Genomic DNA, 23,435 nt, shown 5'->3' on the forward strand with positions numbered 1-23,435 from the left:
GTGCTGCGGGCCGGACAGGGACGCCTGGTGGAGGCCTACAACCTCAGCCGCAACCTGATGCTCATGGGCCTGATCGCCGCCGTCGCGCTAGCGGCGGGCACCGCCTATCTGATCCGTCGCTCGATCGTGGGGCCGCTGGACGCGTTCATGGGCTTCGTCGAACGGGTCGGCCGCGGCGACCTCACCGGCCAGACGGCGGCAACCTCCAAGGACGAGATCGGGCAGCTCGGGGCGACGCTCAACGCCATGGTGGACGGCCTTAAGGATCTCGCCCGGCAGAGCCGGGAGGCCACCGAGAACCTCAACGCCGCGACGGCGGAAATCCGCGCCTCCACGCAAGAACAGGCGGCGGGCGTCGAGGAGCAGCTGGCGGCCGTGCAGGAAACGGCCGCGACCGTTGACGAGATCACCCACTCGGGCGCGCAGATCAGCAAGCGCGCCCAGGAAGTCATCGCCTCGGCCCAGGCGACAGCCCAGACCAGCAACGAAGGCTTGCGGGCCGTCGACGAGACAACCCGCGCCATGGACGCCATCCGCGACCAAGCCGAGGCCGTCGCCGAGAACATCGTGGCCCTGAGCGAGAAGACCCAGGCCATCGGCGACATCATCGCCACCGTGAACGACATCTCGGAGCGGTCCCACCTGCTCGCCCTCAACGCCGCCATCGAGGCCGCCGCGGCGGGCGAGCACGGCCGAAGCTTCTCGGTCGTCGCGTCGGAGATGAAGATGCTGGCCGACCAGGCCAAGGACGCCACCGGCCAGGTGCGTTCGATCCTCGGGGACATCCAGCGCGGCATCAACGCGTCCGTCATGCTGACGGAGGAGGCGGTGAAGCGGGTGGCGGCGGGGAAGGAGCGGACCGACACCACCCAGCGCACCATCACCGAGATCACCGGCCGGGTGCAGGAGAGCGTGCAGACCTTCCAGCAGATCGTCGCCTCCACCAATCAGCAACAGCTTGGGATCGAGCAGGTGATGGGGGCGCTCCAGAACATCCGTCAGGCGAGCCAGCAGACCGCCGCCGGCACCCGGCAGCTCGACGAAGCCGCCGCCAACCTGACCCGCCTGTCCCAGCAGCTGCTGTCGCTGGCCGAACGGTACAGGCTGTAGGACACCGCCTTGGTCGACATCCGCGCCCAGCTGCTGGCGGCGTTCGACGTCGAACATCGCGAGCACCTCCAGGCGATCCGGCGTGCGCTGGCGGCGCCGGAGGAGGCGGACCTGCGCGAGATGTTCCGTCGAGCCCACAGCCTGAAGGGCGCGGCCCGGGCGGTGGACCTCCCGCAGATCGAAGAGATCGCTCACCGGCTGGAGGACCTGTTCGCAGCCGTGGGCGAGGGCCGGTCGGCGCTCGACCGTCCGGCCGTGCAGGACATCCACCTCGCCCTCGACGCCATCGAGGCCGAGGCCGAGACGGTGCGCCGCGGGCAGGCGCCCCGGTCACCCGACGACCACGAGGAGACCGAAGCCGCACCGGTTTCGCCCGCGCGCCTCTCGCGAACCGATCCTGAACCCGAACGCGGCCTGGAGGTGGTCCGCATCGAGGCCGACGCTCTGCGGGCGTTGTCGCAGGCGGCGCACCAGCTCGCCAACGACGTCCGGAACGAACAGGGCGCCCACGCGGAACTGCGGCGGCTGCACCTGCAGACCCGCCGGCTTGAGCAGCTATGGGGGGAGCTGAGACCAGGGGCCGGGGCAGGCCGGCACGGCGCCCGCGCCCGCGACTTCGAGGGCATTCTCCGGACGCTGGGTCGTGAGCTTGGGCAGCTCGCCCAGAGACAGCGCCGGACGAGCTGGAGCCTGGAAACGGATCTGGCGGTCCTGCGCGACCACCTCGACCGCATCGCCATGACGCCCGCCGACGCTGTGCTGGGGGACCTTGGCCGAATGGTGCGCGACCTCGCGCGCGAGGCCGGGGTTGAGATCGACGTACGGATGGAGGGGCTGGAGGTGCGGGCGGAGCGACGGGTGCTGCAGGTGCTCCGTGATCCCTTGATCCACGTCCTGCGGAACGCCTTGAGCCACGGGGCCGAGCCTCTGGAGGCGCGGCGCGCCGCCGGCAAGCCGGACGCCCTGCTGGTCGGACTTGAGATCTCCGCCCGCGGGGGTCGCCTGCAGGCGCGCGTCTATGACGATGGGCCCGGCCCTGATCTCGACCGCCTCGAGCGCGCTGCGCTCGACAAAGGCCTTCTGACGCCCCGTGGCCCCGGTGATCCGCCGCCCAGCCCGGAGGAGGTGCTGGCGCTGGCGTTCGAGCCGGGCGTCTCGTCGGCGAAGGCGGTTGATCGGCTCGCCGGGCGAGGCATGGGCCTGTCGGTGGTCCTGCAGGCGGCGCGAGAGCTCGGCGGCTCTGCGCGTCTGGCGCGCCGGCTGCCCCACGGGGCCGAGGTGATCGTCAGCGCACCACTGTCGACGGCCGCGCAGGCCGTGGTCGTCGTGGAGGCGGGCGGCGCTGCTTACGGAGTGCCGAGCTTCGGCGTCGTCCGTCTGTTGCGGCTGCCGCACGACACCCTGGAATCCGTCGAAGGGGCCCTGACGGTGCGGATAGAAGTCGCGGGCCGCGACGTTCTAGCTCCCGTGGTTTCGATGGCGGCGGTTCTTGGGAAGGCGGGGGCGGAGATCCCTGCGGCTGGCGGCGTGGTGTCCGCCTTGCTGCTCGCCCGCGGCGAGCGGCACGTCGCCTTCGCCGTCGACACATTCGTGGACGTGCGCGAGATCGGGGTTGAGGCGATGCGGGCGGATGGCCTGGATCCCGCCCTGGTGCTGGGAGCCGGCCTGCTCGACGACGAGACGCCGCTCGCCGTGGTCAATCCCGACGAACTGGTCGACCGGTGGCTGCGTGACGAACGGCGGCTGGCCGCGGTCGGGCTCGGGCTTGCCACGCCCGAGAGCTCGGACCGACCGCAGCAACGCACCATTCTGGTGGTCGACGACTCCATCACCACCCGCACGCTCGAGAAGAGCATCCTTGAGGGTCAGGGCTATCGTGTGCTGCTCGCCGTCGACGGGCTCGACGCGCTGCACATCCTGCGTTCGGGCGAGGCCGTGATCGACCTCGTGGTGGCCGACATCGAGATGCCGCGGATGGACGGCTTCTCGCTGCTGCAGGCCATCAAGGCTGACGCCAGCTTGGCCGATCTGCCGGTGATTTTGATGACCTCGCGCAACGATCCGACGGACGTTCGTCGCGGCATGGACCTGGGCGCGGAAGCCTACATCACCAAGCAGAAGTTCGACCAGCGCGAGCTGCTGGCGACGATCGGCCGCGTACTGTGACTTCCCCTCGCCGAGTTCGCGTGATGATCGTCGAGGACTCACTGGTGGTGCGCCAGCTGCTGTCGCACATCGTCGGTCGCGATCCCAGGTTCGTGCTGGCGTCCGCCGTGGCCTCTGCGGAAGAGGCCCTCGCCGAGATCGGCCGGGTGAAACCGGACGTCATCTCGATGGACATTCGTCTGCCGGGGATCGACGGCCTCGAGGCGACACGGCGCATCATGAGCGAGCATCCGACGCCCATCGTCGTGATCGCCGACTCGGTCGAGGACGCTTCGCTCAAGATCTCGATGAACGCGCTTCGAGCCGGGGCGCTCAGCGTCGTCGAGAAGCCGGTGGGCGTCGCCTCGTCGGCCTACGAGCGCATCGCCGAGACCATCACCACCCAACTGTTCATCATGAGCAGCGTCCCGGTGATCCGCCGCCGCGCCTTCGCCACGGACGCGCCGGCGGTCCCGCTTCCGCCGCCGCCCGCGCCGCGCGCAGCCTTCGCCAAGCTCTCGTACCTGGCGCTGGCGGCGTCCACGGGCGGCCCGCCCGCCCTGGCGAAGGTGCTGGAGGCGCTGCCGAGCGACTTCCCCGGAGCGGTCTTCGTGGTGCAGCACATGGGGACGGCCTTTATGGAGGGCTTCGCCGGCTGGCTGGACGGCCTGTCGCCGCTTCCCGTGATGCTGGCGACAGACGGTGAAGTCGCGCAGCCCGGTCGGGCGTACGTCGCCCCCGGAGACCGGCACCTCGCGATCGAGGCGGGCGGCGTCATGAGGCTGGTGTCGGGTTCCACCGCGCCCACGCAGCGGCCCTCGGCCAACATCCTCTTCGAGTCGCTCGCCCGGGCCGCGCCATCGCACACCGCAGGCGTGCTCCTGACCGGTATGGGCGAAGACGGAGCGCACGGACTGCTGGAACTGCGCCGCGCCGGGGGCTACACGATCGCCGAGCATCAGAGCAGCGCCGTCGTCTACGGCATGCCTGCCGCAGCCGTGCGCCTCAAGGCGGCGCGCGAAGTCCTGCCGCTGGACGCCATCGGGCCACGGGTCGCACAGCTCGCGTCGTCGAAGAGGGCCGAGGCATGACCGAAGCCGCGCGCATCCTGGTGGTCGAGGACTCCGTGACCCAGGCGGTCGCGTTGAGGGGCGTGCTTGAGCGGGAAGGGTTCGAGGTCGAGATCTCGGCCACCGCCGAGGCGGCGCTGGAGCGGCTGAACGGCGACCTTCCCGATCTGGTCGTGGCTGACTACCACCTGCCGGGCATGGACGGCCGGGAGCTGTCCCGGCACATCCGCCTCAACGGACGCACCCGCGCCCTGCCGGTGCTGATGCTCACGAGCGCCCGCGAACTGGACCTCGAGCGGCAGGGCCTCGAAAGCGGCGTCGACGCCTACCTTCCCAAGTCAGCGGACGTGGACGTGATGCTGGCGCGGCTGCGCGCCTTGCTGCGACGGCCCCAGGCGGCTGGCGCGGAGCGCGGTCGCGCCTTCCGGCGCGCTCGGATCCTGCTCGCCCACGACAGCCTGACGGCGCGCCTCCGCATGCGCCATCTCCTGGATCAGGAGGGTTACGACGTCGTCGAGGCGAGCACCCCCGAGGCCGCGGTGCGTGCGCTGGACGAGGAGACCGACTGCGTGGTCCTGCCCTTTGCCGGACCAGGGTGGGATGGACTTGCGCTGGCGCGCGCGCTCGACGCCCAGCGGCACAGGCTCGGGTTCGGCTTCCAGGTCGTGGTGATCGGCCCCGGGCCGGATCAGCCAGCCGACCTGGCGGCCGCGTTCGAAGTGGGCGCCGACGAAGTGGTGCGTAGCGAAGACAGCGACGACGTGCTTCGCGTGCGGCTGCGGGCGCTGATGCGGCGCAAGATGCTCGTCGACGAGACCCGGCGCGCCCAGGCGGCCGAGGCTCGCGCCGCGGCGGCTGACGAGCTGGCGCGGACCAACGCCGAGCTGCAGGCGGCAAACCGGCAGCTGCGGGAGGCGCAGGCCCAGCTCGTCCAATCGGCGAAGATGGCGTCGCTCGGCGAGCTGGTCGCCGGGATCGCCCACGAGATCAACAACCCCCTGGCTTTCATCCTCGGCCACCACGACACCGTGGAGCGGCTCGTTGGCGAGGCGGCGCAGGCGCAGGAGCCTGGGCCTAGCCAGGCGCCTCTGGAGAAGGCCCGGGAGCGGCTGAAGGCGATGCGGGTCGGGCTGCAACGCATCCAGACGCTAGTGCTCAACCTGCGCAAGTTCTCGCGCCTCGACGAAGCGGAGAAGCAGCTGCTGGACGTGCCCGACGCTGTTGAGACGGTGTTGGCCCTGCTGAAGCCAAAGCTTGGCGAAATCGAAGTACGGCGCCGCTTCAACGCGAGTGCGGCGCTTTACGGATCGCCCGCGCTCCTGAACCAAGTGGTCATGAACATCGTGGCCAACGCGGCGGATGCCTTAGGCGGCGCAGGCGTGATCGAGATCGCCACGGAAGAGCGGGACGGTCGCTACCTGATCGCGGTGAGCGATTCCGGTCCTGGCGTACCGATTGAACTGCGCGACCGGATCTTCGAGCCCTTTTTCACGACCAAGCCCGTGGGGTCGGGAACCGGCCTCGGGCTTGCCATCGCCTATTCGGTTGTGCGGGCGCATGAAGGCACGATCGTGGTCGACGAGGGCCCGCTCGGCGGCGCGCGGTTCTCGGTCGACCTGCCTACGGGAGGCGCCGGATGACCGAGCCCCGCGCCACCCTGATGTTCGTGGACGACGAGGCCGACATCCTCGTCGCGCTGCAGGACCTGTTCGAGACCGACTACGGCGTGATCGGCTTCACGCGGCCGGCGGAGGCCCTCGAGGCCCTGACCCAACGCGGGGACGTGGCGGTCATCGTCTCGGACCAACGCATGCCGGGGATGCCGGGCGACGTCTTCCTCCAGGAGGCGCGCACGCTGAGCGACGCCAGCGCGATCCTGCTCACGGGCTATGCCGACCTGAGCGCCGTAACGGCCGCGCTCAATCGCGGCGGCATCGTGGGCTACGCGCCGAAGCCGTGGGAGCCGGACGCGCTCAAGGCCATGGTCGCGGGCGCCGCCGAGCAGCACAGGCTGCGGCGCGCGCTTCGGCGGGAACAGGCGCTGCTGCAGGGCCTGATGGACCACCTGCCGTATTCGGTCGCCTTCAAGGATCCGAGCGGCCGCTTCGTGCACCTGAACCACCGGAAGGCCAGCGCCCTGGGCCAACTCGCCGAGGCCTGTGTCGGCAGGACGGAGCACGAACTGGGCGGAGCTCCGACATCTGAGGCTGAGCGGAATGCGATCGAGCTGCGCCGCCCCGTCCAGGTCGTGGACGAACGGCCCGGCGCCGCCGGCTCGTCCTGGACCCAGATCGACTACGTGCCTCTCATCGACTCGGCCGGCGAGGTCCAGAGCCTGGTCGTCATGGAGCGCGACATCACCCAACAGCGCGTGGCGGAGCAACAGCTGCGCCAGTCGGACAAGTTGCGCGCGCTGGGCACCCTCGCGGGCGGCGTCGCCCACGACTTCAACAACCTTCTCACGGCGATCGTCGGCAGCTTGGAACTCGCCACGAAGCGTCTCGGCGACGCCACCGCCGTTCGGCGTTACCTCGACAACGCCACCCTTGCTGCGCAACGCGGGGCCTCCCTCACGCAGCGCCTCCTGGGCTTCAGCCGGCGGTCGGACGGCGAGCCGGTGACGGTGGACATCGCCGAGGTTCTGCGCGGCACGCGCGATCTGCTGGCCCGGACGCTGGGCGGCGCCGTTGGCGTGGAATGGCGGATCGCCGACGGCCTCTGGCCTGTGTCGATCGAGGCGGACCAGCTTGAGGTCGCGCTTCTGAACCTGGCCGTGAACGCGCGCGACGCCATGCCGAACGGCGGCCAGATCACCATCCAAGCGCGGAATGTCGACGTCGGCCTGGACGAGGCCGACGCCGACCTGGCGGCAGGCGACTATGTGGTTCTCACCGTGGCGGACACGGGCGAGGGGATGCCGCCGGAGATCCTGGAGCGAATCCTGGAGCCGTTCTTCACGACGAAGCCCGTCGGCAAGGGCACCGGCTTGGGGCTTCCGATGGTCTATGGCTTTGCGCAGCGATCTGGCGGCGCGCTTCGTATCCAGAGCGTCCTCGGGGCCGGCACTCAGGTTTCACTCTTCCTCCCTCGAGCGAAAGAGGCTGGGCGGCCTTCGGCGCGTGGCGCTGAGAACTCGGCCACGGCCACGCGGTGTCGCGTCCTGGTGATCGACGACGAGCCCGGCGTGCGCACGGTCACCGCCGCTAGCCTCCGCGATATGGGCCATGAGGTTCTGGAGGCCCACGACCCGGCGACCGCCCTCGACCTCGTGGCCCGTGCAGACTGCGAGATCGACCTGGCCATCGTTGACTTCGCCATGCCCGGGATGAACGGCCTCGAGTTCATCGAGAGAGCGCGCGACGTCCAGCGCGACCTGCCGGCCATACTGCTCACCGGCTACTACAGCGTCGAGACGGCGCCGCCGGGTGTGCTCGTCGTGCACAAACCCTTCACCCAGCCGACCCTGGAGGCGGCGATCGCTTCGATTCAGGCCCTCGCTGCCGTCGCGGACGAGACGGTGACCGGCGAGCCGACGCCTTAACTTTAGATATTGCGGCGGGAATGTGTCTCAGCTTCGCTGCGACGGGGGACTGGAGACAGAATGAACACCGCTCCTCTCGGCTTCGGCCTAGCTGTTCTGTGGCCCCTTGCCGCCGGCCTCACCCTGGTGCTCCTCACGAAGTGGCGCGCGGCTAAGCGGGCCCGCGCCCTGGCGGCGGTTGAGGCGCGGCTGAAGGCCGGCTATGCCGCCATCGAGACTTCGCCGATCCCGCCGCGCTTGAGCTTCGTGATAGAGGTGCTCGAGGAGGCGGCCGTCGCTGACGAGCGGCCGGCGCGTGCGGCGCCCGACCTTCAAAACGCCTGATCCACGCTGAGGAGCACAGAAGGCCGCCTCCCGCAACGCCAAGGCGGGACCATGACCCTTTCGTGCGCGGCGCAGCCGGAGGCTCGCGTCGGCGATGAGCCTAATGAAGGTGTGCCGATAGCTCGCTAGAGCGGCGGTGTGCAGGGCGCGCGGTTCCAGGTGGACCGGGGTCGCTGCAGGGCCTAGGCGTGAACAAAAGATAAGCCCTGCGGGTTCTGCGCCTACCCCGCCGCCACTTTTGGGAACGCGTCATTGCCGCAGGATTCCGGTACTTCAGTGCCCGTGCCCACCGACGAACGATACCGCCTTCTGGTGGAGGGGATCACCGACTACGCGATCTACATGTTGGACCCGGAGGGCGTGATCTCGAGCTGGAACTCGGGGGCGGCTCGGTTCAAGGGCTACAGCGCCGACGAGATCCTGGGCCAGCACTTCTCACGCTTCTACACCGAGGAAGACCGCGCGCAGGGGCTGCCAGCGACCGCCCTTCGCACCGCCGCCGAAGAAGGTCGTTTCGAGCGCGAGGGCTGGCGCGTGCGCAAGGACGGCACTCGGTTTTGGGCCCACGTCGTCATCGATCCGATCCGTGACAAGGACGGCCAGATCATCGGGTTCGCCAAGATCACCCGTGACCTGACCGAGCGCCGTGAGGCACAGGAAGCGCTGCGCAGGAGCGAGGAACAGTTCCGGCTGCTGGTCCAGGGCGTGACGGACTACGCCCTCTACATGCTGGACCCGCACGGCTGCGTCTCGAGCTGGAACGCGGGCGCGGAGCGGATCAAGGGCTATGCGGCCAGCGATGTGATGGGCAAGCACTTCTCCCGCTTCTACACCGAAGAGGATCAGGCCGCCGGCGTGCCCGCCAAGGGGCTGGCGACCGCCAGGCAGGAGGGGCGCTGGGAGACCGAAGGCTGGCGCGTGCGGAAGGACGGCTCGAGGTTCTGGGCCCATGTGATCATCGATGCGATCCGCAGCGAGGATGGAGAGCTGGTCGGCTTCGCCAAGATCACCCGCGACGTGACCGAGCGCAGGAACGCCGAGCAGGCTCTGGAGGAGACCCGCAGGGCCCTGTTCCAGTCGCAGAAGATGGAAGCTGTCGGTCAGCTCACCGGCGGCGTCGCTCACGACTTCAACAACCTGCTCACCGTGATCCTGGGCGGCCTGGATACGATCGCCCGCAGCAAGCTCACCGATACGGTCCGGATCAACCGGGCGCTCCATATGGCCCGCCACGCGGCCGAGCGCGCTGCGGCGCTGACGTCGCGCCTCCTGGCGTTCTCGCGTCAGCAGCCGCTGGAGCCCACGCCATGCGACCTGAACGCCCTCGTGCGGGAAATGACGGATCTGCTGCACCGGTCCCTCGGCGAGCAGATCGAATTGGAAGGGGTTCTGTCGCCGCGCCTCTGGCCCGTCGAGGTCGACCAGAACCATCTCGAAAGCGCGATCCTGAACCTGGCGGTCAACGCCCGCGACGCCATGCCTGCCGGCGGCAAGCTCACGATCGAAACGGCCAATACGTACCTGGACGAAGCCTATGCGGCGAAGGACGCCGAGGTGGTCCCGGGACAGTACGTAATGATCGCCGTGAGCGACACCGGCACGGGCATTCCGGCGGATCATCTGGGACGGGTCTTCGAACCGTTCTTCACCACCAAGGAGGTGGGGCGCGGAACAGGCTTGGGCCTGTCGATGGTGTACGGCTTCGTCAAGCAGTCCGGCGGGCACGTGGCCATCTACAGCGAGGAGGGCCAGGGCACGTCGGTGAAGCTCTACTTCCCCCGCTTCATCGGCGAGACGCCGTTTGACCGGGACGCTGCCGCGGAAGAGCGGCCCGCCGCCAGCGAGGGCGAGGTCGTGCTGGTCGTGGAGGATAATCCTGACGTGCGCGCCTACAGCGTCATGATCCTGAAGGAGCTCGGCTATCACGTCATCGAGGCGCCGACCGCGCAGGCGGCGCTCGCGATCCTCGGCTCGAATCAGCGGCTCGACCTGCTGTTCACCGACGTGGTGTTGCCCGACCAGAGCGGCCGCGTCGTGGCCGACGAGGCGCAGAAGGTGCGTCCCGGGCTGAAGGTGCTGTTCACGACGGGCTATTCACGCAACGCCATCGTGCACCACGGTCGGCTGGACCCAGGCGTGCAGCTGCTCCCCAAGCCCTTTACGTTCCAGCAGCTTGCCGCCCGCGTGCGCGATCTGCTGGACACGTCGGCCTGATACCGACCTGGGCTGAAGGCTCGCCACCGTTCGCCGTCTGATCGCGCGAGCGAGGGTGGCTGCGAGGTATCGAGGCGTGTTGGAGAGAACGCCGAAAGGTCAGCTCTGCGCTTCTCGCCAATGAGCTGTCGGGACCAGCTAACGCTGGCCCAGTTGGGCTCCTCACCAGCTTTGGCTGGCCCAATGCAGAGCTGCTGCGTGACACATGTGAACGTCCGTAACGGGTCGCGCTCGGACCTTGATGTGCGCCGGCGACGCCAGAAGCTGACGCCTGCTGGGGGCGGATTCGAAACGTCAGGCGACGGGCGGATCGGCGATGATCAGGAGCGCTGCTTGCGCCGCTGAGCGGGCGCTGCGGCGCTGCTCCCGCTCAGGCCGCGCGTCGCGCAGGCGTTCGCTATATTGCGGCTGATTGAGAGCATTTTGGTTTTATCTGAAGACCACTCTGGCGCTGGCCGCGAAATCATGAGATAAATGCAGATCGAATATCGTTTTCGGTTCGGTTGCTCTCCACGCTTGTTCTTCGGATCGAGCCCGGGCCTTCCTCGCCTTCTCCGACTTTCTGATCTCACGCCCTGATCGGGGCGCGCGAAAACTCGCATTGAAGGCAAAGATTATGACAACTGGCATCGTGAAGTGGTTCAATGCTTCCAAGGGCTTCGGCTTCATCCAACCGGACGCCGGCGGGCCGGACGTATTCGTCCATGCTTCGGCCGTGGAACGTTCGAGCCTCGGCTCGATCCATGAGGGCCAGAAGCTGGGCTACGAGCTCGAGCGGGACCAGCGCAGCGGCAAGGTGTCGGCGGGCCAGCTGCAGGCGGCCTAAAGCGCATCCTGCCGGTGCGCCGGCAGGATGATGGATCGGGCGGCGGGCCTCGGCCCGCCGCCTTTTTCATGCCTGACGACGCGCCAACGATGCCGCGGCCGAAGAGGCCGCGCGCCTCGTCCAGCGCGGCGAGCGGACGGCGCTGTCGGCCGCCGACGTCAAAGCCAAGCGCGACGCCAAGTATGCCGCCCGCAAGGCGGGGACGTAGCGGTGCAACCAAGCCGAGAAGGCGAACCTATGAACGAATTCCAGGACGACCTCGCCGGCACGCCGGAGCGCTCGCGTGCGGAGCGCCATCTGGAGCGGATCCGCCAACAAGGGGGCATTTTCGTTGAGGCCGTCCGCGTGACGCGCATGCCCATGATGGTGACGGACCCCACCCTACCCGGAAACCCGATCACCTTTGCGAACGCCGCCTTCTGCCAGCTGAGCGGCTACACCATGGACGAGTTGCTCGGACAGGATCCTCACTTCATGAACGGACCTGACACGGATCCACAAGCGGTGGTGGCGTACGAGACCGCGATGGCGGAAGGCCGCGAGGCGACGCTCGAGATCCTGCAATACCGGAAGGACGGGAGCGCCTTCCAGGCGATGCTGTACGCGACGCCTCTCGACGACGGCCAGGGCGCGGTGACGCACCACTTCCTGTCGTACCTGGACATCACGCGGCGCCACGAAGCGGAGGCCCAGCTTAGGGCCCTCTCGGAAGAGCTCGAAGCTCGTGTGGCCCAGCGGACCCGGGAGCTGGAGCAGGCCAACACCGCGCTCCAGGCGGCAGACGCCGAACGGGCGATGCTCCTGGTCGAGGTGAACCACAGAGCCAAGAACAGCCTCGCGGTGGCGGCCGCGCTTCTCGCGCTGCAGGGCCGCCGGCAGATCGATCCAAAGGTGAAGGCGCTCTTCGCCGAATCCGCCGACCGCCTGAACGCAATGGCTCGCCTCCACGACTTGCTGAGCAAGTCGGAGCACTCGGCGCGTGTGGATATCGCCACCTATATCGCGGAGCTCTGCGAGGCGCTCAAATCCCTCACGTCCGGCGACCGGATCGCCGTCAGGGCCCGGGTCGAGGAGGATATCCTCGTCGACGCGGATATCGCCTTCCCGATGGGGATCGTTCTGACCGAACTGATCACCAATGCGGTGAAGTACGCCTTCCCGGATGACCGCAAGGGCATCATTCTTGTCCAGGCGAAACGAGCTGGAGCCGGCCGCGTGGAGCTCATCGTGCGGGACAATGGGGTCGGCATGTCAGGCTATCGGGAAGGCTCCCTCGGATATGGGCTCGTCCGCTCGCTGGTGAAGCAGGTGGGCGGTGAGATCGACATCCAGGGTGACGCCGGGGTCACCGTCACGATCTGCTTCTCCGACGCGTCTCGGCTGATGCGCGACGCGCGACCTTAGGCGCTCGCAGCGTCAGAGGTCGCGGGTCTTCGCGTTCAGAAGATCCGCAAGCGCCACCACCACCCGGCTCGGCGTGAACGGTTTGCTGATCATGATGCTCATGGGCACGCCCTGCACCGCCCAGTCGTGCGAGCTGTCTCCACTGACGTAGATCACAGGCAGGCTGGCCGAGACGCTCCGCGCCCGGCGCGCGACCTCCCAGCCCAGCGGAGATGCGCTCCCGAGATTGATATCGGTGACCAAGGCGGCCCAGGCGCGGCCGCCGCTCGCCAACAGGGCCAAGGCCTCAACGCCTGAATCGGCCGAGACGACGGCGTAGCCCGCAGTCTCCAGGGCCTCGCGGATGAGATCGCCCACCAGGGGCTCGTCGTCCACGACAAGGACGCAAGGTTCGGACACGGGGGCTGCTCCTGGATAAGTCGAGCAGCGCGGGCCGGCCTTCTCGAGGACAACTACGGTCGGCTATCCCAGATCATACGCCGAAGCTAGGCATTCGTTCCGAACAACGTGAAGGAAGCCGGGCGCCGCGCAGAAGCTGAGAGATGTTCAAGATAAATTCCTGCCGAGCCGGCGGTCATGCTATGCTTGAAGAATGAGAATAGCTTTAGCGCGAACGACTTTCACGGTGGCGCGCCACCGCGACCTCTGGGCCGTGGAGAGTCTGGGGGAATACTACGACCATTCGCCCGACAAGAGTGAAGCCAAGGCGTCCGCCAATAAGCGGGCGCGGCATGCGCAGGACGCCGGCCAGCCCTGTCAGGTGCGGGTGAGCGGCGAGACCGGGTACATGACCTAGCCCCGCGGGCGCCCGCTGACGGACGGCCCGCGAGCAGGACTTGTCGGGCGCGCCTAGTCGAAGATGTCGAAGATGGAACCGCGCTTCTTGCGATACCCGCCGTGGCCGTACTCGCCGCGCTCGCCGTACTCCCCGCGTTCCCCCCGCTCACCGTAGCCGCCGCTCCACGGCTGCTGCTGCGGCGGCGGGCGGAGATGGCCACTCTGGACTGGCGCCGCCGCTGCGTCCTGCGCCGCCGACGCCATAAGCTTCTCGAGTTCGCCGCGATCGAGCCAGACGCCCCGGCAGGTGGGGCACATGTCGAACTGCACGCCCGCGCGGTCGACGGTCTGCATCGACGTGTTGTCATTGGGGCAAAGGAGAAGGGGCATCGAAGCTTCCTGTGTATGGGAGGTCGAAAGCCGTTGGGGCTCGGCCTCACGTGGGAACGTGATGCGTCCGACATCGCTGCGCCGATCTATGATCGGTCGCAGCCAGAGGGGCCCGGCCCGCCCCTCAAGAATGGGCGAGCGGAAGCGGGCGGGCAAGGGGCCGCCGCATCTGCGCCTTGTAGGCGGCCATATGGGCGTCAACACTCGTTCTCGCGCGAGCTCGCGGCTCGCCCGGCGCCTAGAGGAGACGCAGCTTGCTTGTTCTGACGGACGTCCTGACGCGGGAGGAAGTGCTCGCCATCCGCGAGGTCTTGGCCGTCGCACCGTTCCGCGCGGGCGCCGCCACCGCGGGCGAGGCCGCTGAACGCGTCAAGCACAATGAGCAGGCTCAGCCGGACGATCCGGGTGTGATCGCCTTGGCTCGCCAGGTGCGACTAGCGCTCGAGCGCCATGCCGTGGTGCGATCCTTCGCGCGGCCCGCCCGCTGGTCCGGCCTGATGTTCTCACGATACGGCGTCCAGCAACAGTACGGCCTGCATACGGACAACGTCAGGATGTACGGCGGAGGCGGCCAATCGCTGCGGACGGACATCAGCTTCACCGTGTTCCTCTCGGATCCGGATAGCTACGAGGGCGGCGCCCTCCACGTTCAGGACATCTCGACGGATCGGGAGTTTCGACTTGAAGCCGGTTCGGCGGTTCTCTACCCCACCGGCTGCCTCCATCGCGTAGCGCCGGTGACGCGTGGGGTTCGTCTTGCCTGCGTCGGCTGGATGCAGAGTCTGGTGCGCCGCGCGGACCAGCGCGAGATCCTCTACGACTTGGACCAGGTCCGAGATCGGCTTGGTCCCGGCGACTCCGCCCTCCTCCTGGACAAGACCATCGGCAATTTGCTCCGGATGTGGAGCGAGGACTGATTTCGCCGGTCGTCTGCGTTGGACCGGTCTGTCGCAGCCGGAGCAGCCATGAGGCGCCGCTCGCCGCGAAGCGCCCGGGTGGCGGAGGGAACGGCCGGCCACCTGTGGCGGTCCTGTGTTCGGCGGGCTTGACGACATCCGCGCCTGCTGAAGAGGCGTCCATTGCTGAACAATCCGCCCGGACGCTGTTCGGACATGGAGCCCGACTTGACGGAAGGCAGCCCCCCGCCAGGAGTCTCCTGCGAGGAGCAATCCTAAGCGCGGCTAACGGCTGCGGATCGCCTTTGCTTGCGCGGCGGCGGCTTCCTGGGTGGCCTCGGCCTGGGCTTCGCCTTGTCTGCGAACGATGTCGGCCTCGCGTTCAAGGGCCTCCGCCTGAACCTCTAGCCGTTCCCCGGTGTAGCCCCCCGCCTGTTTCGCTTGGCCGCTCAGCGCGGCTGACCGCTCATCGAGCGCCTCGGCCTGCGTCGCCGCCTGATCTTGGATGGTCGCGCCTCGATCGCGCCCCGACTTCGCGACGGCGTCCGCCGTCTGGTCGCTCGGCGACTTGCTGCAGCTGACGACCAGCAGGGCGGCAGCAAGCAGCAAGATGGCGTGCACTCCGGCCATGGGGTCGTCCTTGCGCTGCACGCCCGCACAACGCGCGGACTGCGGGGAGGATGCGCGTGGAAGGAGCTAACCGCGTCTCCTTCGCGGCGACCGCGATCCGACCGTGTCCGCCATCACGGCGCCCCGCTCGCCCATGGGGCGGGCGGCTCCGGTCGTGGTGTCGACCAGCGTCTGATGCTCGGCCTCCGCGTTCAGCTTAGCGCCCAGTAGAATGACGAGCGCTGTCAGCCAGAACCAGAGAAGGACGGCGAAGATGGCGCCAAGCGACCCGTACGCGGCGCTGTAGCTTCCGAAGATGCGGACGTACAATGCCAGCAGCGCCGCGCCGCTCATCCAGAGGACCGCCGCCAGCAAGCTGCCGACGCTCAGCCACCGCCACTTTGCTGGCCGTCGGCTCGGCGCGACGCGGTAGAGGACCTCGAGCGCCAGTACAGCCATGGCCAGGAGCATGGGCCATCGGAGTTGGCTGAAGGGCCTCCACTCCGGCGCGCCCAGCACCGTGAGGATCACCGGGAGGGCGAGGAGAGCGCCGGCCGTGACCAGTGCAAAGGCAAAGGCGCTCAACGTCAACGCTGCAGCAACCAGGTTAAGCCGCAGGAAGCTTCGCTGCTCCTTCTCCTCGTAGGCGATGTTCAGCCCCCGGATGAGGGTCTTCATGCCGGTGTTGGCGGTCCAGAAGGCGACCGCGAGGCCGCCGAAGAACGTCAGGCCGAGGCGTCCGTCGGCCTGGGTCGCGATCCGCACCATCTCATCGCCCATCAGGCTGAGGGCTTCCGGCGGGACCACGCCGGCGAGAAGCGACAGATGCTCGCGCGCCTTTGTAGCGTCGGCGAACAGGCCGTAGAGCGAAACGAAGGCGGCGAGGCCGGGCAGCAGGGCCATGACGGCGCTAAAGGCAATGCCGCGCGCCACGGTCGGCAGAGCGTCACGGCCGAGTCCTCTCCACGCTCGCCAGAGGATGTCGGTCCAACCGCGCCGGCCGATCTCCTGCGGGGTGCGCGCCGAGCGCCCGCGGGTCTTACCGTTCTTCATGGCCGCCGTCCGGCTTGGGTCTGCTTGGCCAAAGTCCCAGTCCGTCGCTGCGTTCCAGCCTGGCCCGCTTCAGGGGGCCATCGCCGGGTGTCGGTCGGTGAAGGAACTCTCTTGCCTCGGCCAAGATAATCTCATCCATGCGAGATGATGGTCAAAAGAAAGGAGTTGAGAACGTGTACTTCAAAGCTATGAGGCAATATCTCTGATGATGATTTGGTGAGAAACAAAGAAAACACCTATCTCCTCCGACGCCTTTCGGGTACATTGTTTCTAGCGCCGACGGGCGTGTGCCGCTTGGCGGTCGATCGTTCCCGCCGTGGCGCCTCATCGAGAATTACATGTCCGGCTTATTCCTGGCCTGTGTCCTGCTGGCGCTGGTCGCTCTTGCCGCCCCCGCCGCCCTTCGACTCGCCGGGCTGGCGCGCTGATGGCGCGCCCTCCGATCTGCACCTTCACGGCTGCTGAACGCGACGGCGTGTGGCTCGTCACCCAGGACGGCGTCTTCTACGGCGACTACCACTCCCGAGACCAGGCGGTCGCCAGCGCTCTCGCGGGCGCGCAGGCTGTCAAAGGCCGCGGCGGTGTCGCGTGCGTCCTCCTCGGACCGGACCGCGCCGTCGTACCGCATTGAACCCCGCACCTCTGAACGGAACACCTGTCATGCCGCCTCTGCGCCCCGCACCCTTCTTCTCACCCCGCAACGTTCCCTTCTGGGCGTCCGTAGCGCTGGCCTTGAGCGTGGCCGGGATCATCGCGTGGCTGCCGTGAGTCCCCACCAGCAGCACCGCTGCCTGGTGAAACGTCAGGGCGACGGACAGCCGTACCTCGCGTTCGCCCCAGCCAGCGGCGCTCCGTCGTCGTACAGCAACTCGCTGTTCACCCTCGACCTGCAGGCGGGGACCACGCACGACCAGGCGGAGACCCTGGCCGCCCAGGTTAACGCGGTGCTGCGAGGCGTCTCCAGCACCGTGTTCTAGCGATGGGTCGGTCAGAAGCTGGCGGAGGCGAAATGATGGGAACGCTCATCTCTGGCCTCTCGCGGCACAGTCCAGCGGGGCTGAACGAAGTCCATCACACAGGGAAGTCCATGAAGCATCTGCAAACGCCCGCCGGCTCTCCGATCCGTCGCGACCTTATCGATCCTCGCTCGTCGAGCGGACTTGCGACTCCACTCCGCAAGCCGCTGCTGACTGACACCCGCAGCACGCAGCGCGGATAGCGTGGCCATGTCCGGTATCCTTGCCTGGCTGTTCCCGCCGGAACCGTCCGCCGCTCAGGTGCGCGCGGAGGTTTGGAACCTCGGCGTTCGCCACCACGGGGACGCGCTTGCGGGCGCGATCCAGGAACTGGAGGCGGGAGGCCTCGCCTCGTCGCAATCGCAGTTGCTGCGCGCGTGCGTGCGCCAACTCGGCGGCGGTCAGTGATCGGAACCAGCCACCTGGAAGATGAAGATGCCGCGCGACGGGCGCGCTGGCTCGGCGCGGGCTTGCTGTCCTGGCTGTCAGAGTCCCTGCCGGCGCCGTCCGCAGTCGCGGCTGAAATCCGCGCCCTTGCGGATCGTCACCCGGGCGAGCCCATGAAGGGCGCGACGCTCGAGCTTGGGCGGCCGGGCCTTTCCCCGCCACGGGCCGCCCTGATGCGCGCCTGCATCCGGAGCATGAACGAGGCCTAGGCGGATACCCGCCCGCCACCTCGTAGAGTTTAGCTCAGTTGGGAGGTGTCGCTTCGGGCCGGCCCGAGCATGCGCGTCGGGACGGCTTGGCGGAGCGCGCCCTTGAAGCCTCTGCGCCGACTTCTGCAACACGAGGTCCCAATTAGTTCCGCACTCGCAGATATATTCAGACATATTCCAAGAAATAGACATTTTGTGGCGAGATATTCATATGAAATTCGCGCGAAGACTTGACTAAATCCAGAAGAACTCTACGCTGTAATCAGCGGGGAAGGGTATGTCTCTTCCCCAGGAGCCTCCACAACATGCGAATTCAAATCCTGGCCGCCGGCGTCTGCGCCGCGGCCCTCATCCCGACTGCCGCCTTCGCACAGCAGACGTGCGAGCAACGCCAGAACAATCGGGTGGCTGGCACTGTCGTGGGAGCCGGCATCGGCGCCATCGCCGGCAGCGCGGTCGCCGGTCGCGGCGATCGCAACGAAGGCGCTGTGATCGGAGGACTCGCCGGCGCGCTGATCGGCAACCAGATGGCCAAGGGCCAGCCGGACTGCACCCGCGCCTACGGCTACTACGACAATAACGGCGCCTGGCACGCCAACGCAGTCGCCCGGAACAGCGCCTCCGGCTATTTCGACCGAAACGGAGCCTGGGTCGAAGGCGCTCCGCGCGGGTATTACGCCCGCGACGGTCGCTGGGTCGAGGCCAGCACCGATATCTCCGCCGCCGGCTATTATGACGGCAGAGGCCTTTGGGTCCCCGCATCAGCCAGCGGCTACTATACAAACGACGGCCGCTGGATCGCCGCCGCCGCGCCGGGGCGCTACGACCGCTCGGGTCGCTGGATTCCCGGCCCCGCCACCGGCCGCTACAACTCGGATGGCCACTGGATTTCCGGCGAGGCGGCCGGCCGTCGGGACGCCAACGGTGTCTGGATCGCCGATCCGCAGCCCGGCTACTACGAGAACGGCCGTTGGATCCGCGGCGAGGCTCTAGGCTATTATGATGCGCGGGGCCGTTGGATTCCCACCGATGATCGCCAGCAGCGGGTCGACTACCAGAACCGCGGCGCGCAAAGCATCGATGAGCGACAGGCCGAGCTGGGGCAGAACATCCGCCGCAGCATGGACAGCGGCCGCCTCAGCCGGGCCGACGGCGCCGATGCGATGCGGACCCTTGCTTCGATCGAGCGCGAGGAGCGTTCGCTCCGCAACCGCCAAGGGAACCTTGGCCCGCGCGCCCGAGCGACCATCAACGGCAGGCTCGATCGCCTGAGCGCCAGTATCGGCGAGAATTCTCGGGACGGCCGGCGAGACCAGTACGGCGCCCGGTAGACTGATCCGCCCGGCTTCGGGCGGCAAAGGCGACTTCACCCCGCGCGTCTTCGCGCGGGGTTTTCTCGTTCGGACCGGCTATAGGCGCCGAGCACAGCGGCCCGCACGATCGAACCTCGAAGGCGGCAGGCTTCCGACCGCTCACTCGCGGCCTTGGGGCCGCAAACACCCGGCGTCACGCTGACCATCCAAACGCGCCAGCCCGTTGCTCTTTTTCCGGCCAAGCTGAAACGGCGCGCCGAGGCCGGCCTTCTCTTTCCGTGACTGCGTCCGGCCCGCCCGACAGGCGGCGCCCGGGCAGCAATGTCGCAGAAGCCTGAGGACAAGATGGCCAGCTACGCATCGTTGACGCCGAATGGCGGAGAGGTCGCGCTCGGGCCGATCGACGCCACCCCTCGGTGGGCCGAAGCCGATATCCAGCGGAGCGTCGTGCTGGCGAACGGCGACCTCTACGTTCTGCGCTACGATTTCAGCTACACGCCGAACTCGCCAAATGACGACGAGCGACTGATCGGTCGGACCTACGACCGGCACGGGAACCCCACCAGTCCGGACGTCGTGGTGTGGGGCGATGAAGGGCTGGTCGGCGCGCAGCGGTACGACGTCGCCGCGCTCACCACCGGCGGGCACGTGGCCGGGTTCAATTTCACGCCTGGCATCAACGTGAGGGAACACCTCGCCAGGACCGTGACCTTCGACGGCGCGACCGTTGAACGCGTTCTCACCCACGCCGGCGCGGTCTCCAACGAACCCATGCTGCTGGACATCGCCCCCCTAGGGGGTGGCGGCTATGTGGCTGCGTGGTCCCCCGACCCCTTCGGGACGGACCCAGGGGAGATCTGGGTCGGCGCTTTCGATGCGGGCCCTTGGAGCGGCGCAAGCCAGCGGGTGGCGAACGCTGCCGGGCCTGTGTTCGTCACGGGCGTCGGCCCGAACGGGGACTACCTGTTCGCGACGCGCGGCGAGCTCCGATACTACGACACCTCCTCGGGCCGCGCCCTCTCAACGACCTTCAGCCTGCCGACCGACGTCCTTATCAGCGCGGGTACATCCCTTCTCGGCGGGGCCGAAACCGCGGCTCTCGTGTGGAAGCAGGTGTCCGGATCGACGCAGACGCTGCTGACCCAGAGGTTCGACCTGTCCAAGGGCGGGTTCATCGGCGAGGCGTCCGTCCTCGACGTTCGCGACTACGCGATCAAGGCGCCGCACGTGGTCGCCACTGCGGACGGCGGCTACGTGGTGAGCTGGCAGGCGTGGGGCGAGCAGGGCTACCGGCTGGCGAAGGTGGTGGGGCCGATGGGCGACGTCAGCCCCGAGTTCGTCATCAACGGCGACGTCGTGGGCCTGCGGAACGGCTTCGAAGTGGTGGCGGTGCGCGAGGATCTGGTCAGCGACCAGCTCTTCATGCAGACCTACACGCCTGTGTCGCCGGACCCTTCGCATCCGCCTCCACCTCCGCAGCCGGGCGGGAGCGGCCAGGTGATCAACTCGCCCGGACCCGGCTCCACCCTGCAGGGCGGAAGCGGGAACGACACCCTGAACGCCAGCCAGGGCTCGGACACGCTCACCGGCGCCGGCGGCGGCGATACATTCGCCTGGGCGAGGGAGCCCTGGTCCCCGGCGACGGTGAAGGACTTCGCCGTGGGTTCGGACCGTCTTGACCTCTCGAAGGTGTTCCAGGCGGCGGGCTACGCCGGCTCAGACCCGATCGCCGACGGCCGCATCGTGCTGACGGCCCAGGGCGGCGACACGCTCGTGCTGTTCGACGACGACGGAGCGGGCGGCGACTGGCCCAACTACATCATCAAGCTCGAGGGCGTGGCCACAAGCGGCCTCACCTGGTCCAAGCTCTCCGGCGGCGGGACCACCGAGCCATCGCCCACGGGCGGCGGGCAGGTGATCAACTCGCCTGGGCCGGGCGCTGCGCTCACCGGCACGGCGGGGGACGACACCCTGAACGCCAGCCAGGGCTCGGACATCCTCACCGGCGCGGGCGGCGCTGACCACTTCGTGTTCGCCAAGGAGAACTGGTCGCCGGCCCGGATCACCGACTTCGAGGACAAAGTCGACAGGATCGACATCCGGGGAATGCTGGACGCCATCGGCTACACCGGAACTGACCCGTTTGCAGCGGGCCTGCTGAAAATGATCGACGACGGCGCTGGCGGTACAAAGGTGCTGTTCGACCGTGACGCAGGCGGACCTAACCCCGTATGGCCAAACTACGTCATCCACGTTGAGAAGGTGGGGCCCGCAGCCCTCACGTCCAGCGACTGGATCTTCCAATGACGAGCGCGACGGTCCGCACGAGCAGCTAGACCCTGACCCAGCCGGACATTTGCGCGTAGACGGCGCCTCACTGAGAAGTCTGCTGTTGGGCAGGGAGCGAATGACCGCTCCGACCCATAGCAGACGTCCGCGGTCGGGCCCGCTAGAGGCCGCTCATGGCGCGAAGCGGTCGTGGCCAAACATAACTGGTTTCGTGGCCAGCCTTAGCCGGTCTCGACACAGGCGTGGCGGCCCGGGAGGGATTCGAACCCCCGACCTTGGCTTTAGGAAAGCCCTGCTCTATCCGGCTGAGCTACCGGGCCACGCGGGGCGGGTCTTAAGGCATGAGTGGGGGCTAGGCTAGCCGCCCAGGTCAGCCTCCAAGGCTGGACAGCACGAGAAGGCCGACGACGCCAATCACGGCCAGCACCAGCACCACGATCAGGCTGACCTTCTCCGGACCGCGCCGCTGCGTCGTCGGCTGAGCGGTCTCGTCGTCGCGGCGTCCGTCAACCTTGGCCATCGCATCCTCCCGAGGTCACATGGAGAGAACCCCCAGGCGCAAGGGGCCGTTCCGGCATGCGAAAACGCCCGGCGGTGAGGCCGGGCGTCTTGCAGATCGTCTGAAGGCGAGGGCCTCAGGCCGCGGCGGCCGTGGCCTTCACCAGCGACTTGTTCAGCATGGCGATGGCCGCCTCGCGGTCGATGCGCTCGATGGCGGCGACCTCGCGGGCCATGCGGTCCAGCGCCGATTCATAGAGCTGGCGCTCCGAATAGGACTGCTCCGGCTGGTTCTCGGCCCGGTGCAGGTCGCGCACCACCTCGGCGATCGAGATCAGGTCGCCCGAGTTGATCTTGGCTTCGTACTCCTGGGCTCTACGCGACCACATCGTGCGCTTCACCCGGGCGCGGCCTTTCAGGGTGGTCAGCGCCTTGGAGACCAGGCCGGTGTCGGCCAGCGGACGCAGGCCCGCCGTCTTGGCCTTGGCGGTCGGCACGCGCAGCGTCATCTTCTCGTGGTCGAAGGTGATGACGTAGACCTCAAGCTTCAGACCGGCGACTTCCTGGGTTTCGATCCCCTGCACCTGACCCACGCCGTGGGCCGGGTAGACGACGTGATCGCCAACCGAGAAATCGTGACCGTTCTTGCTCATCGAGAAATCCTCTCAAAAACCTCTGTCCGGCCGGAGCCGGAAGCGCGACGCGAGCGACCGCCGAGCGACAAAACCACCTTATCCGCGAAAAGGAGCCGCGGCGGCGTCATCGCTCTGAACGGAAGTAGACCTCTTAAGACACCCTGTGCCCGACCGGGGCGTACCAGCGGCGGGCTGTTGCGTGTTGCGACGGGCAGGGGACAAGCCTCACCGCCACGTCATGTGTGACGGTATCACAAAATTAAGCGGAATGAAAGGCTTGCGCCGATGCGCGCAGGAACCGGCGCCGTGGCGGCCTAGGAACCGCGGCCCGGCTTCTCGGAGAAGTACTTCTCGAACTTGCCCGTCTCGCGCTCGAATTGCTCGGCGTCGGCCGGCGGTTCGCCCTTGACCGTGATGTTCGGCCAGACGCGCGAGTATTCGGAGTTCACGCGCAGCCACTTGCCGTCGGGATCGTCCTCGGTGTCGGGCTTGATGGCGTCGACCGGGCACTCGGGCTCGCACACGCCGCAGTCGATGCATTCGTCGGGATTGATGACGAGGAAGTTCTCGCCCTCGTAGAAGCAATCGACCGGGCACACCTCCACGCAGTCCATGAACTTACATTTGATGCAGGGATCCATCACGATGTAGGTCATGGCGCGCAGATAC

At 67.9% G+C, this 23,435-nt stretch carries 23 protein-coding genes and 1 tRNA gene; 16 read left to right on the plus strand and 8 right to left on the minus strand.

What is annotated here, in order from left to right:
* The 9 genes from RIF93_RS04645 to RIF93_RS04690 form a co-directional block, all read left to right on the plus strand.
* Positions 1-1,110 (plus strand): methyl-accepting chemotaxis protein (locus RIF93_RS04645; protein ID WP_309088914.1); only part of this gene is annotated, 1,110 nt, incomplete at its 5' end.
* 9 nt (positions 1,111-1,119) lie between these two features.
* The gene (locus tag RIF93_RS04650) at positions 1,120-3,276 is read left to right on the plus strand and encodes a response regulator (protein ID WP_309088916.1); all 2,157 of its coding nucleotides are present in this window, start codon (positions 1,120-1,122) and stop codon (positions 3,274-3,276) included.
* A 23-nt stretch (positions 3,277-3,299) separates the two neighbouring features.
* Positions 3,300-4,346, plus strand: coding sequence for a chemotaxis-specific protein-glutamate methyltransferase CheB (gene cheB, locus RIF93_RS04655; protein WP_309088918.1), 1,047 nt, complete (start codon positions 3,300-3,302; stop codon positions 4,344-4,346).
* Positions 4,343-5,965 (plus strand): response regulator, encoded by a 1,623-nt coding sequence (locus tag RIF93_RS04660; RefSeq protein ID WP_309088919.1) that lies wholly within the window; start codon positions 4,343-4,345, stop codon positions 5,963-5,965. Before cheB ends, RIF93_RS04660 begins: the two co-directional genes overlap by 4 nt.
* Positions 5,962-7,866 carry a response regulator gene (locus tag RIF93_RS04665; RefSeq protein ID WP_309088920.1) on the plus strand — a complete coding sequence of 635 codons (1,905 nt, stop codon included), beginning with the start codon at positions 5,962-5,964 and terminating at the stop codon, positions 7,864-7,866. Before RIF93_RS04660 ends, RIF93_RS04665 begins: the two co-directional genes overlap by 4 nt.
* Before the next feature lie 60 nt (positions 7,867-7,926).
* Positions 7,927-8,190 (plus strand): hypothetical protein, encoded by a 264-nt coding sequence (locus tag RIF93_RS04670; protein WP_309088921.1) that lies wholly within the window; start codon positions 7,927-7,929, stop codon positions 8,188-8,190.
* A gap of 276 nt (positions 8,191-8,466) precedes the next feature.
* On the plus strand, positions 8,467-10,404 hold the full coding sequence (locus tag RIF93_RS04675; protein WP_309088922.1) for a PAS domain S-box protein: 1,938 nt from the start codon (positions 8,467-8,469) through the stop codon (positions 10,402-10,404).
* 616 nt (positions 10,405-11,020) lie between these two features.
* Positions 11,021-11,230 carry a cold-shock protein gene (locus RIF93_RS04680; RefSeq protein ID WP_309088924.1) on the plus strand — a complete coding sequence of 70 codons (210 nt, stop codon included), beginning with the start codon at positions 11,021-11,023 and terminating at the stop codon, positions 11,228-11,230.
* Between the two features lie 237 nt (positions 11,231-11,467).
* A complete protein-coding gene (locus RIF93_RS04690) occupies positions 11,468-12,634 on the plus strand; it encodes a histidine kinase dimerization/phosphoacceptor domain -containing protein (RefSeq protein WP_309088926.1) in 1,167 nt (388 codons plus the stop codon).
* Positions 12,635-12,646: 12 nt separating this feature from the next.
* Here the strand turns inward: RIF93_RS04690 and RIF93_RS04695 are convergent, their stop codons facing one another.
* A complete protein-coding gene (locus RIF93_RS04695; protein ID WP_309088928.1) occupies positions 12,647-13,033 on the minus strand; it encodes a response regulator in 387 nt (128 codons plus the stop codon).
* 226 nt (positions 13,034-13,259) lie between these two features.
* On the opposite strand from RIF93_RS04695, the gene RIF93_RS04700 reads away from it, so the two are divergent.
* Complete coding sequence (locus RIF93_RS04700) at positions 13,260-13,430, plus strand: hypothetical protein (RefSeq protein ID WP_309088930.1); 171 nt, start codon at positions 13,260-13,262, stop codon at positions 13,428-13,430.
* 53 nt (positions 13,431-13,483) lie between these two features.
* Here the strand turns inward: RIF93_RS04700 and RIF93_RS04705 are convergent, their stop codons facing one another.
* Positions 13,484-13,801 carry a zf-TFIIB domain-containing protein gene (locus tag RIF93_RS04705; protein WP_309088932.1) on the minus strand — a complete coding sequence of 106 codons (318 nt, stop codon included), beginning with the start codon at positions 13,799-13,801 and terminating at the stop codon, positions 13,484-13,486.
* A 254-nt stretch (positions 13,802-14,055) separates the two neighbouring features.
* Between RIF93_RS04705 and RIF93_RS04710 the strand changes: the two genes are divergently transcribed.
* Positions 14,056-14,718 carry a Fe2+-dependent dioxygenase gene (locus RIF93_RS04710; RefSeq protein WP_309088934.1) on the plus strand — a complete coding sequence of 221 codons (663 nt, stop codon included), beginning with the start codon at positions 14,056-14,058 and terminating at the stop codon, positions 14,716-14,718.
* A gap of 264 nt (positions 14,719-14,982) precedes the next feature.
* On the opposite strand, the gene RIF93_RS04715 is transcribed toward RIF93_RS04710, so the two are convergent.
* Complete coding sequence (locus tag RIF93_RS04715) at positions 14,983-15,327, minus strand: hypothetical protein (RefSeq protein ID WP_309088936.1); 345 nt, start codon at positions 15,325-15,327, stop codon at positions 14,983-14,985.
* A 66-nt stretch (positions 15,328-15,393) separates the two neighbouring features.
* Entirely contained in the window at positions 15,394-16,359 is a 966-nt protein-coding gene (locus RIF93_RS04720) for a YihY/virulence factor BrkB family protein (RefSeq protein WP_309088938.1), read from the minus strand.
* A gap of 764 nt (positions 16,360-17,123) precedes the next feature.
* Between RIF93_RS04720 and RIF93_RS04725 the strand changes: the two genes are divergently transcribed.
* The 5 genes from RIF93_RS04725 (at position 17,124) to RIF93_RS04745 (ending at position 21,651) form a co-directional block, all read left to right on the plus strand.
* Complete coding sequence (locus RIF93_RS04725; RefSeq protein WP_309088940.1) at positions 17,124-17,336, plus strand: hypothetical protein; 213 nt, start codon at positions 17,124-17,126, stop codon at positions 17,334-17,336.
* Positions 17,337-17,585: 249 nt separating this feature from the next.
* A complete protein-coding gene (locus RIF93_RS04730) occupies positions 17,586-17,783 on the plus strand; it encodes a hypothetical protein (RefSeq protein WP_309088942.1) in 198 nt (65 codons plus the stop codon).
* Entirely contained in the window at positions 17,780-18,031 is a 252-nt protein-coding gene (locus RIF93_RS04735; RefSeq protein ID WP_309088944.1) for a hypothetical protein, read from the plus strand. Before RIF93_RS04730 ends, RIF93_RS04735 begins: the two co-directional genes overlap by 4 nt.
* Before the next feature lie 305 nt (positions 18,032-18,336).
* Positions 18,337-19,362: a glycine zipper 2TM domain-containing protein gene (locus RIF93_RS04740; RefSeq protein ID WP_309088946.1), complete on the plus strand. Its 1,026-nt coding sequence runs from the start codon at positions 18,337-18,339 to the stop codon at positions 19,360-19,362.
* 303 nt (positions 19,363-19,665) lie between these two features.
* Positions 19,666-21,651, plus strand: a complete 1,986-nt coding sequence (locus tag RIF93_RS04745; protein ID WP_309088948.1) for a hypothetical protein — start codon at positions 19,666-19,668, stop codon at positions 21,649-21,651.
* 225 nt (positions 21,652-21,876) lie between these two features.
* Here RIF93_RS04745 and RIF93_RS04750 read toward each other — a convergent pair.
* The 4 genes from RIF93_RS04750 to fdxA form a co-directional block, all read right to left on the minus strand.
* Positions 21,877-21,953, minus strand: a tRNA-Arg gene (locus RIF93_RS04750).
* A gap of 50 nt (positions 21,954-22,003) precedes the next feature.
* Entirely contained in the window at positions 22,004-22,153 is a 150-nt protein-coding gene (locus tag RIF93_RS04755) for a hypothetical protein (protein WP_309088950.1), read from the minus strand.
* Between the two features lie 115 nt (positions 22,154-22,268).
* Positions 22,269-22,784: a CarD family transcriptional regulator gene (locus RIF93_RS04760; RefSeq protein ID WP_012521269.1), complete on the minus strand. Its 516-nt coding sequence runs from the start codon at positions 22,782-22,784 to the stop codon at positions 22,269-22,271.
* 296 nt (positions 22,785-23,080) lie between these two features.
* Positions 23,081-23,422, minus strand: a complete 342-nt coding sequence (fdxA, locus tag RIF93_RS04765) for a ferredoxin FdxA (RefSeq protein ID WP_309088952.1) — start codon at positions 23,420-23,422, stop codon at positions 23,081-23,083.
* Positions 23,423-23,435: the final 13 nt, after the last annotated feature.

Source organism: Phenylobacterium sp., from assembly GCF_031181185.1.
Classification (GTDB): Bacteria; Pseudomonadota; Alphaproteobacteria; order Caulobacterales; family Caulobacteraceae; genus Phenylobacterium.

Bases quoted from the DNA above. Each gene is read 5' to 3' on its own strand.
- RIF93_RS04705 (WP_309088932.1), bottom strand. From the start codon at position 13,801: ATGCCCCTTCTCCTTTGCCCCAATGACAACACGTCGATGCAGACCGTC.
- RIF93_RS04715 (WP_309088936.1), bottom strand. From the start codon at position 15,327: ATGGCCGGAGTGCACGCCATCTTGCTGCTTGCTGCCGCCCTGCTGGTC.
- RIF93_RS04665 (WP_309088920.1), top strand. From the start codon at position 5,962: ATGACCGAGCCCCGCGCCACCCTGATGTTCGTGGACGACGAGGCCGAC.
- RIF93_RS04670 (WP_309088921.1), top strand. From the start codon at position 7,927: ATGAACACCGCTCCTCTCGGCTTCGGCCTAGCTGTTCTGTGGCCCCTT.
- RIF93_RS04720 (WP_309088938.1), bottom strand. From the start codon at position 16,359: ATGAAGAACGGTAAGACCCGCGGGCGCTCGGCGCGCACCCCGCAGGAG.
- RIF93_RS04680 (WP_309088924.1), top strand. From the start codon at position 11,021: ATGACAACTGGCATCGTGAAGTGGTTCAATGCTTCCAAGGGCTTCGGC.
- RIF93_RS04730 (WP_309088942.1), top strand. From the start codon at position 17,586: ATGTCCGGTATCCTTGCCTGGCTGTTCCCGCCGGAACCGTCCGCCGCT.
- cheB (WP_309088918.1), top strand. From the start codon at position 3,300: ATGATCGTCGAGGACTCACTGGTGGTGCGCCAGCTGCTGTCGCACATC.
- RIF93_RS04660 (WP_309088919.1), top strand. From the start codon at position 4,343: ATGACCGAAGCCGCGCGCATCCTGGTGGTCGAGGACTCCGTGACCCAG.
- RIF93_RS04745 (WP_309088948.1), top strand. From the start codon at position 19,666: ATGTCGCAGAAGCCTGAGGACAAGATGGCCAGCTACGCATCGTTGACG.
- RIF93_RS04740 (WP_309088946.1), top strand. From the start codon at position 18,337: ATGCGAATTCAAATCCTGGCCGCCGGCGTCTGCGCCGCGGCCCTCATC.
- fdxA (WP_309088952.1), bottom strand. From the start codon at position 23,422: ATGACCTACATCGTGATGGATCCCTGCATCAAATGTAAGTTCATGGAC.
- RIF93_RS04755 (WP_309088950.1), bottom strand. From the start codon at position 22,153: ATGGCCAAGGTTGACGGACGCCGCGACGACGAGACCGCTCAGCCGACG.
- RIF93_RS04690 (WP_309088926.1), top strand. From the start codon at position 11,468: ATGAACGAATTCCAGGACGACCTCGCCGGCACGCCGGAGCGCTCGCGT.
- RIF93_RS04760 (WP_012521269.1), bottom strand. From the start codon at position 22,784: ATGAGCAAGAACGGTCACGATTTCTCGGTTGGCGATCACGTCGTCTAC.